At 42.9% G+C, this 9,346-nt stretch carries 7 protein-coding genes; 3 read left to right on the top strand and 4 right to left on the bottom strand.

What is annotated here, in order from left to right; genetic code table 11:
- Positions 1-97: 97 nt before the first annotated feature.
- The 3 genes from N8L90_RS09155 to zapA all read right to left on the bottom strand — a co-directional run bounded on the left by N8L90_RS09155 (position 98) and on the right by zapA (position 3,499).
- Complete coding sequence (locus N8L90_RS09155; protein ID WP_261025185.1) at positions 98-2,434, bottom strand: endonuclease MutS2; 2,337 nt, start codon at positions 2,432-2,434, stop codon at positions 98-100.
- Between the two features lie 217 nt (positions 2,435-2,651).
- A complete protein-coding gene (locus N8L90_RS09150) occupies positions 2,652-3,200 on the bottom strand; it encodes a CvpA family protein (protein WP_023946570.1) in 549 nt (182 codons plus the stop codon).
- Entirely contained in the window at positions 3,197-3,499 is a 303-nt protein-coding gene (zapA, locus tag N8L90_RS09145) for a cell division protein ZapA (RefSeq protein ID WP_000002019.1), read from the bottom strand. Before zapA ends, N8L90_RS09150 begins: the two co-directional genes overlap by 4 nt.
- Positions 3,500-3,585: 86 nt before the next feature.
- On the opposite strand from zapA, the gene rnhC reads away from it, so the two are divergent.
- The 3 genes from rnhC (at position 3,586) to recD2 (ending at position 7,710) form a co-directional block, all read left to right on the top strand.
- Positions 3,586-4,467: a ribonuclease HIII gene (gene rnhC, locus N8L90_RS09140; protein ID WP_261025184.1), complete on the top strand. Its 882-nt coding sequence runs from the start codon at positions 3,586-3,588 to the stop codon at positions 4,465-4,467.
- A 3-nt stretch (positions 4,468-4,470) separates the two neighbouring features.
- Entirely contained in the window at positions 4,471-5,085 is a 615-nt protein-coding gene (lepB, locus tag N8L90_RS09135) for a signal peptidase I (RefSeq protein ID WP_001083986.1), read from the top strand.
- Between the two features lie 258 nt (positions 5,086-5,343).
- Complete coding sequence (gene recD2 / locus N8L90_RS09130; RefSeq protein ID WP_261025183.1) at positions 5,344-7,710, top strand: SF1B family DNA helicase RecD2; 2,367 nt, start codon at positions 5,344-5,346, stop codon at positions 7,708-7,710.
- A 47-nt stretch (positions 7,711-7,757) separates the two neighbouring features.
- On the opposite strand, the gene tig is transcribed toward recD2, so the two are convergent.
- Positions 7,758-9,041 carry a trigger factor gene (gene tig / locus N8L90_RS09125; RefSeq protein WP_000116491.1) on the bottom strand — a complete coding sequence of 428 codons (1,284 nt, stop codon included), beginning with the start codon at positions 9,039-9,041 and terminating at the stop codon, positions 7,758-7,760.
- Positions 9,042-9,346 lie beyond the last annotated feature (305 nt).

Here is a 9,346-nt window from a genome sequence, read left to right as displayed (position 1 = left end):
AAAAGGACTTAGCCCTGTACAATACAGAACTAAATCCTTCGGATAAATTAATTGTCTAACTTTTGGGGGTCAGTACACATATTTCCTCAGGCTTTTCTTATCCTTTAAATGTCACAATGGTCGCACCACTGCCTCCAGCATTTTGTGGGGCATAGCCGAAACTCTTGACATGTTTGTTTCTTTGTAGGTATTTGGTGACACCTTCACGGATGACACCTGTTCCGATACCATGGATGATATCAACTTGGGCCATATTGTTAAGCAGGGCTTGGTCGATAAAGGCATCTAGCTCATTCATAGCTTCTTCATAACGTTTACCTCGAAGGTCCAGTCTGGCTTGTGGGCCACGACCAGATGTTCGTTTCACAACATTGACTTGTTTCTTCTTGACTGGTTTTTCTTGCTGGGCTTGAACAAGGTCAAATTCTTTCTCTTCTAAAGTCATCTTAATCAAGCCAACTTGGGCTTCCCAGCGGCCATCTTTGAGTTGACTGGTCAAGGTACCACGCTGTCCATAACTGAGAACAACGATATCATCTCCCACCTTTGGAGCTCGTTTTTTCTTGGCCTTTTGAAGGACCTTGTTTTTAGACAAGTCCACTTTTTCAGGAGCCAATTTTTTCAATTTAGCCTTGGCTTCAATGATTTCGTGGGGTTTGAGTTGAGATTTACTATGGAGATTTTTGAGAATCTGGTCACTTTCACTTAGGGCCATGTCCACAATCTCAGCAGCCTGTTCACGCGCTTTATTGAGCTCCGTTTCCTTTTCACGATTGAGCTCGTTGTAGAGTTTTTTTAGAGCACGGTTCATCTTGAGATTTTCTTGCTCCACCTCACGGATATTGTCCAAGCGTTTCCGGCTTTCCAGCGTCTGCTCTTCCAGCTGCTCAATAATCCGATTGACATCATTGTCCTGATCGACCTGCTGACTAGCATCCCCTACGATAACTTCAGATAGGCCTAGACGTTTAGCAATTTCAAAGGCATTGCTTCGACCAGGAACTCCCTGCATAAAACGATAGGTCGGGCGTAGAGTTGCAGTATCAAACTCCATGCTGGCATTTTGCACAAAGGCTGTCTCAATACCGTAGGCCTTGAGTTCTGGATAGTGGGTGGTCGCCATGGTCTTGACTTGACGCAGGCGAAGGTCCTCCAGAATAGCCATGGCAAGGGCGGCTCCCTCTTGAGGATCTGTACCAGCCCCCAACTCATCCAAGAGCAAGAGCGAATGTTGATTGACCTTGCCAAGAATATCCACAATATTGGTCATGTGGCTAGAGAAGGTAGACAAGCTCTGCTCAATAGACTGCTCATCTCCAATATCAGCAAAAATTTCTTCAAAAATACCAACACGACTTCCCTTATCTGCTAAAATTGGCAAACCAGACTGAGCCATGATCTGCGTCAATCCCAGAGTTTTGAGCATGATGGTCTTCCCACCTGTATTAGGACCTGTAATGACAATCGCTGTTAAATCTTGACCAAAATGAACATCATTTGCGACGGCATTTTTGACTAGAGGATGGCAGACATGGAGCAGTTGAATTTCCTGATTTTCTGACAGCTGAGGTACAACTGCTTGTCTTTCTTGGATAAAACGAACCTTGGCACGAATCAAGTCCAGATGACCGATAATCCAAGCGTCATTGGCAATCTCAGCCGCATGAGGGCGGACACGCTCAGAAATTTCTTGGAGAATGCGAAGCATTTCATAACGCTCATCTGCTCGCAGACTAGCGATTTCTTCGCTCAGTTTGACCACCTCACGGGGTTCGATATAGACGGTATTTCCACTAGCAGAAATATCATGAACGACACCTGCAATCTTATTACGGTAGGTGTTTTTGACTGGTAAAACCTGACGACCATTTCTGCTGGCAACAATCCCTTCTGTCAACATCTGCGCTTTTTGTTTGAGCAAATCTTGCAAGACATCGCGGACCTGACTCTCGCTGTCATGGATTTTTCGACGGATGCGCGCCAATTCTTCACTGGCAAAATTCTCAATGAAACCTGCATCATTAAAGGCTTGGAGATTTCCTTGTAATTGAGGAAAATCGTGTAGTTTCTCAAACCAAAGGGCTAATTCTTCCAAACTGACATTTTCCAGATTAGCATAAAAACCTTGAAGCTCTCGGCTAGAAAGAAGAACGCGCTTCAAGAGGAGGAACTCCTCGATATTGAGGTCCGCTCCCATCTCCAAACGCTTGCAGACTCCTGCGATTTCCTTGGTTGCGAGAATGGTAAAATGCGGTTGCTCGACAAAGAGAGCCTGCATTTCCTTCATCTCAGCAAAAGCCTGTTTGATTTTATCCGCTTTGGCAGTCGGAGCCAGCTGTCTCAATTGCTCCAAGCCCTGCTCAGTCAACAAATGAGGTTCAAACAAGGCCTTAACCTTATTGAACTCTAATGTTTCTAATATTTTCTTATTCATCTTTATTTCCTTGTCTTTGAATGTCTAGGTGTATGATACTCAATGAAAATCAAAAAGCGAACTAGGAAGCTAACCGCAGGTTGCTCAAAACAGTGTTTTGAGGTTGCAGATGGAAGCTGACGTGATTTGAAGAGATTTTCGAAGAGTATTAGCTTTTTACATTCTGATAGATTCTAGTCAATCTGTAAACAAAGGGCTAGGAAAATTCCTGCCCTTTTTATCCGATTAAATTTGTCACCCAGATTTGTTTGAGCCAACTGGTTGTTACTGGTATGCTCTGGATGATGTGTTTTGCGACGATACTCTTTTCAAGAGGATTTTGTATAGCCGCCATGGGAATGGTCGCCAAGATTGTCAAGGCCATTTGCAAGACAAATAAGGTCACCAACATGGACAAGATCCCTGCTGAAACTTGGAACAACTTACCACCCAGTTTTTTACTAGGAATCAAGTGTAAGAGGAGACCAAGCAAACGACCGATGCTATAGACTATCCCAAATACAAGCAAATAGCCGATCCCTGCGTAAAAGACCTTATCCAACTGAAAGAGTTGATCCGATGGAAAAAAGAAAGTTCCCTGACCTTCCTGCGGATTTGCATAAGGGAGCAATAAATGGAATTGTTCTCCCAGCCCCTTGTAAAACTGACCAGCCATAAAAGCCGATGCCATGGCTGAAATCAGGTAATAAACCTGTAAGAGCAGGCCTCTCCGATAGCCGATATAAAATCCCCAAGCCAAGACCAATAGAAGAAAGAGTGAAATCATAAGGAATCCTCAATCTTGCTCTGTTCTTGCTTGCAAGTCACAAGCTTGTGACGGAGTTCTTCTAGCTCTTGTTCCTTATCGTCAAATTCAATCTCACGGCTGAGCTGAGTTGATAAACAGTTAACTGCCAACAAAAGAGCGATTGTTTCATCATCTGCGCTAGGCATTTGTTCTTTAATTGCTTGGTATTTTTCTGTCGCAACCTTAGCGATTTCCTCCATAAAGAGATTATCATGCTCGCTTGTCAAGGTTAATGATTTTTTCCCGAATGTAAATTTGAATCGATTTAGATTTGCCATAAAATTCACCTCACGATATTATACCAAAATTCGCTAACTTTGTCAGTTTTTACAAATTTGCCTGCTTTTGTGGTACAATAGAAACTATGGCAAGTATAACACTCACACCAAGTGAAAAGGAGATTCAGGCTTTTCTTGAACACTATCAAACCAGTCTGGCTCCCAGCAAGAATCCCTATATCCGCTACTTTTTGCGACTACCTCAAGCAACGGTTTCTATCTATACTTCTGGAAAGGTCTTGCTTCAGGGTGAAGGAGCTGAGAAATATGCTCGTTTCTTTGGCTATCAAGTTGTAGAGGAAAACAGCGGACAAAATCTTCCTTTGATTGGGACGGATGAGGTTGGAAATGGTTCCTACTTTGGTGGACTTGCAGTTGTGGCTTCCTTTGTCACACCCGACCAGCATGATTTCTTACGAAAACTCGGTGTGGGAGATTCTAAGACTCTGACCGACCAAAAGATCCGTCAGATTGCCCCTATCCTCAAGGAAAAAATCCAACACCAAGCACTGCTTCTCTCACCCAGCAAGTACAACGAGGTCATCGGAGACCGCTACAACGCTGTTTCTGTTAAGGTAGCCCTCCATAATCAGGCTATCTATCTCCTTCTTCAAAAAGGCATTCAGCCTGAGAAAATTGTGATTGATGCCTTTACCAGTGCTAAAAATTATGACAAGTACTTGGCACAAGAGGCCAATCGTTTCAGCAATCCTATTAGCTTGGAAGAAAAGGCTGAGGGCAAATACTTGGCTGTAGCAGTTTCTTCTATCATTGCGCGTGATCTCTTTCTGGAAAATCTTGAAAATCTGGGACGAGAACTGGGTTATCAACTCCCAAGTGGGGCTGGAACGGCTTCTGATAAAGTAGCTAGCCAGATTTTACAAGCCTATGGTATGCAGGGACTCAATTTCTGCGCCAAATTGCACTTTAAAAATACTGAAAAAGCGAAAAAACGCTTAGAAAGGTAAGTTATGAATTCATTTAAAAATTTCTTAAAAGAGTGGGGATTGTTCCTCCTGATTCTGTCATTACTAGCTTTGAGCCGTATCTTTTTTTGGAGTAATGTCCGCGTAGAAGGACACTCCATGGATCCTACCCTAGCGGATGGCGAAATTCTCTTTGTCGTTAAGCACCTCCCTATTGACCGTTTTGATATCGTGGTTGCCCATGAGGAAGATGGCAATAAGGACATCGTCAAGCGTGTCATCGGAATGCCTGGCGACACCATCCGTTACGAAAACGATAAACTTTACATCAATGACAAAGAGACAGATGAACCTTATCTAGCTGACTATATCAAACGTTTCAAAGATGACAAACTCCAAAGCACCTACTCAGGCAAGGGCTTTGAAGGAAATAAAGGAACCTTCTTTAGAAGTATCGCTCAAAAAGCCCAAGCCTTCACAGTTGATGTCAACTACAACACCAACTTTAGCTTTACTGTCCCAGAAGGAGAATACCTTCTCCTCGGAGATGACCGCTTGGTTTCGAGCGACAGCCGCCACGTAGGTACCTTTAAAGCAAAAGATATCACAGGGGAAGCTAAATTCCGCTTCTGGCCAATCACCCGTATCGGAACATTTTAAGAGACCTAAGAGGCCGAGAATCAAGAATCTCAGCCTCTTCTTCTATCGTGAGAATATGATTATTCACTATCCAGTTTGATTAAGATAGAAACAAAGTTATACTCAATGAAAATCAAAGAGCAAACTAGGAAGCTAGCCGCAGGTTGCTCAAAACATTGTTTTGAGGTTGCAGATAGAGCCTCCGCAGTTTGAAGAGATTTTCGAAGAGTATAAAATAAAAACAATCCCAACTCTCACCTATTCATGCAAAGGAATTTTATGGAAGTTTATTTTTCAGGAACCATTGAACGGATTATTTTTGAAAATCCCAGCAATTTTTATCGCATCCTCCTCCTAGAAATCGAAGATACGGACGCAGAGGATTTTGATGATTTTGAAATCATTGTCACCGGTACCATGGCTGACGTAATTGAGGGCGAAGACTATACATTTTGGGGGCAAATTGTCCAGCACTCCAAGTATGGGGAGCAACTGCAAATCAGCCGGTATGAACGCTCAAAACCAACTAGCAAGGGCTTGGTCAAGTACTTTTCAAGTAGCCATTTCAAGGGAATTGGTCTCAAAACAGCTCAGAAAATCGTGGATACCTATGGCGACAATACCATTGACGAAATTCTGCAACACCCGGAAAAGCTAGAAGGCATCGCAGGACTCTCTGCCAAAAATCGAGAGGCTTTCGTTTCTACTCTCCGTCTCAACTACGGAACAGAGATGGTTTTAGCTAAACTGGCCAACTACGGCATTCCCAACAAACTAGCCTTCCAGATTCAAGACTTTTACAAGGAAGAAACTCTTGATGTGGTTGAAAATTATCCCTACCAACTGGTCGAGGATATCAAGGGTTTGGGCTTTACCATTGCTGACCAATTAGCGGAAGAACTAGGTATCGAAAGTCAGGCTCCTGAACGCTTCCGCGCCGGTCTAGTTCACAGTCTTTTTCAGGCCTGTATGGAAACAGGGGACACCTATGTTGAAGCACGGGATTTGCTAGAACAAACCCTTACTCTCCTTGAATCTTCTCGCCCCGTGGAACTGGATCCCAGCCAAGTAGCTCAAGAACTCTCCTACCTGATTGAAGAAGACAAGGTTCAGCAGATTGATACCAAGATTTTTGACAACAGCCTCTTTTTCGCTGAGGAAGGTATCCGCAGTCACTTGGTTCGTATCCTTGAAAAAGGAAAACAGAAGAGCCAAGATTTAGAAACCATTCAAAAACATATCACTACTGTCGAGCAAGAGCTGGGGATTGAGTATGATCACATTCAAAAACAAGCTATCTGTGACGCTATCCAGAACAAGGTCTTTATCCTAACAGGTGGACCTGGTACTGGTAAGACAACGGTTATCAATGGTATCATCGCTGTTTATGCCCTTTTAGAAGGACTTGACCTCAGGAAAAAAAACAACCTACCGATTCTTCTTGCCGCTCCAACTGGTCGAGCTGCTCGACGTATGAATGAATTGACAGGCTTGCCTAGCGCGACCATACACCGTCATTTAGGAATGACAGGCGACGATGATACCAGTCATCTGGAAGATTATCTGGATGCTGACTTTATCATCGTAGATGAATTTTCCATGGTGGATACTTGGCTGGCCAACCAACTCTTCTCCAACATCTCTTCTAACAGTAAGATCCTCATCGTGGGTGACAGCGACCAGCTACCTTCTGTCAGTCCTGGACAGGTTCTAGCGGATCTGCTTCATATTCCTTTGATTCCTCAGACTCGCTTGGAAAAAATTTACCGGCAAAGCGAAGAATCAACCATCGTCACCCTAGCTAGTCAGATTCGACAGGGTATCTTGCCAGCTGATTTCACCCAGAAAAAAGCTGACCGTTCCTACTTTGAAATTGCTAGCGGCCATATTCCAGCTACGATTGAAAAGATCTTAGGCGCTGCCTTCAGAAGTGGCATCCCTGCTCGTGATATTCAGGTTCTGGCCCCCATGTACCGAGGGACGGCAGGAATTGATGCCATCAACCAGCTCATGCAAGACCTCCTGAATCCACCACAAAAAGACCAACTCAGTTTTGAAGCTCCCCAGTGCCACTATCGCAAGGGAGACAAGGTCATTCATTTGGTCAACGATGCTGAAATCAATGTCTTTAATGGAGATTTAGGAGCCATCACAGACCTGATTCCTGGTAAATACACCGAGTCGAAGCAAGATGATATTGTCATTGATTTTGATGGCAACGAGGTCTCTTACCCACGTAACGAATGGTACAAAATTCGCTTGGCCTATGCCATGAGTATCCATAAATCCCAAGGAAGTGAGTTCCCTGTTGTCATCCTACCTATCACCAGTGCTAGCAGGCGTATGCTGGAGCGCAATCTCATCTACACAGCCATTACACGCGCCAAAAGCAAGCTTATCTTACTAGGCGAGTTACAGGCCTTTGACTATGCTACCCAGCACATCGGAACTGCCCGAAAAACCTATCTGATTGAACGCTTCAGTGATTTATTGGAGAATGTTGAAGAAAAGCAACAAACTGTCTCAGAAACTGCCACATCAAGTGCATCTGAACAATCCTACATCCTAACCGAAGAAAACTGGGACAGCATCCCGGCCATGATTGGGATTACAGACGCAGATCTCAAAGAGATTTTTGGAAAATAGTACACAAGAAAACCCACCTAGTCAGGTGGGATTTTTGTTTATTAAGATTATTTAACTGTTGCTGTGCTTGTAATCAATTCAACAGCTTTTTTGATTGTGATATCGTGTTTCAACATATCAGCTGAAAGCAAGCTTTGTACTTGTGCAACTTCCATGTTGTAGTCTGCTGCCAATTGCTCAACTTCTTTTTGGATTTCTTCTTCTGAAGCGTCAAATCCTTCAGCTTTGGCAACTGCTTCGATAACAAGGTTAGTCTTAGTACGTGACTCAGCTTCTGCTTGATATTGATTGTGAAGGTCTTCTTGAGTAGTTCCAGTGATTTGGAAGTACATGTCAGGGTTGATACCTTGACGTTGCAAGTTTCCAAGGAATTCGTTTACTGAACGGTGAACTTCTTCGTGGATCATTTCTTCTGGAAGTTCTACGATTTCAGCGTTTTCTACAGCTTTATCAATTGCTGCACCTTCAACTGCATCTTTGTAAGCTTCTTCTTTAGCAGCAGCCAATTCGTTGCGGTATTTTTCTTTCAATTCAGCAAGTGTTTCAACTTCTTCGTCAATGTCTTTTGCAAGTTCATCGTCAAGAGCTGGAACTTCTTTAGCTTTTACTTCGTGGATAGTTGTCACGAATTTAGCTTCTTTACCTGCAAGGTCTTCTGCTTGGTAGTCTTCTGGGAATGTTACGATAACATCAACAGTTTCACCAGCTGAGTGACCTACCAATTGGTCTTCGAAACCAGGAATGAATTGACCTGAACCAAGTCCAAGTGAGAAGTTTTCACCTTTTCCACCATCAAATTCAACACCGTCGATAGAACCAACGAAGTCGATGACAACAGTGTCGCCGTTTTCAGCAGCAGCTTCCTTGATAACCAATTCAGCCAAGTTGTTGCGTTCGCGTTCGATACGCTCTTCAACATCAGCGTCAGTTACTTCTTTTTCTACATCTACTGATACTTCAAGGTTTTTGTAATCACCCAATTTTACTTCAGGTTTTGTAACGACTTCAGCAGTGATAACCCAGTCTTGACCTTTTTCCATTGAAGTTACATCAATTTTTGGTTGAGCAACTACTTCAAGACCAGCTTCTTTTACAGCTGCTTCATAAGCATTTGGCAAAAGAGCGTTCATAACATCTTGGTAAAGTGACTCTTCACCAAATTTTTTGTCAAAGATAGGACGTGGAAGGTGACCTTTACGGAAACCTGGAACATTAAGAGATTTCTTCACTGAGTTGAAGACACGATCCAATTCTGGTTTGATTTGGTCTTGAGAGATAGTGAAAGTCAAGACACCACGGTTTGTTTCTTTGTTTTCAAATGATACAGACATTCTGTCATTTCTCCTTAAAATTTTTTAAATACAGTCTATTATAACATAAATGGGCGACTTTTTTCAAGTAACGAATGCGCTTTTCAATGATAGGGGAGGTACGGTTTCTTCTTAGTTTTCTTTAGGTTTCGAATATAATCTTATAAAAGATGTTTAATAATGGCTGATTACAGTAAAAAACGAATCGCCCACACATCCCTCATTAGGCGATTCGTTTTGTATTATTTAACCACAAGAACCTTGTAATATTCATACTTATTTGGCTGTGTAATCTTAATTTTTTGACCATAGAAACCATCGATTTC

The sequence above is a fragment of the Streptococcus mitis genome (genome assembly GCF_946190115.1).
In the GTDB taxonomy this organism is placed as follows: Bacteria; Bacillota; Bacilli; order Lactobacillales; family Streptococcaceae; genus Streptococcus; species Streptococcus mitis_CO.
This window is presented reverse-complemented; position numbering and strand designations above follow the sequence as displayed.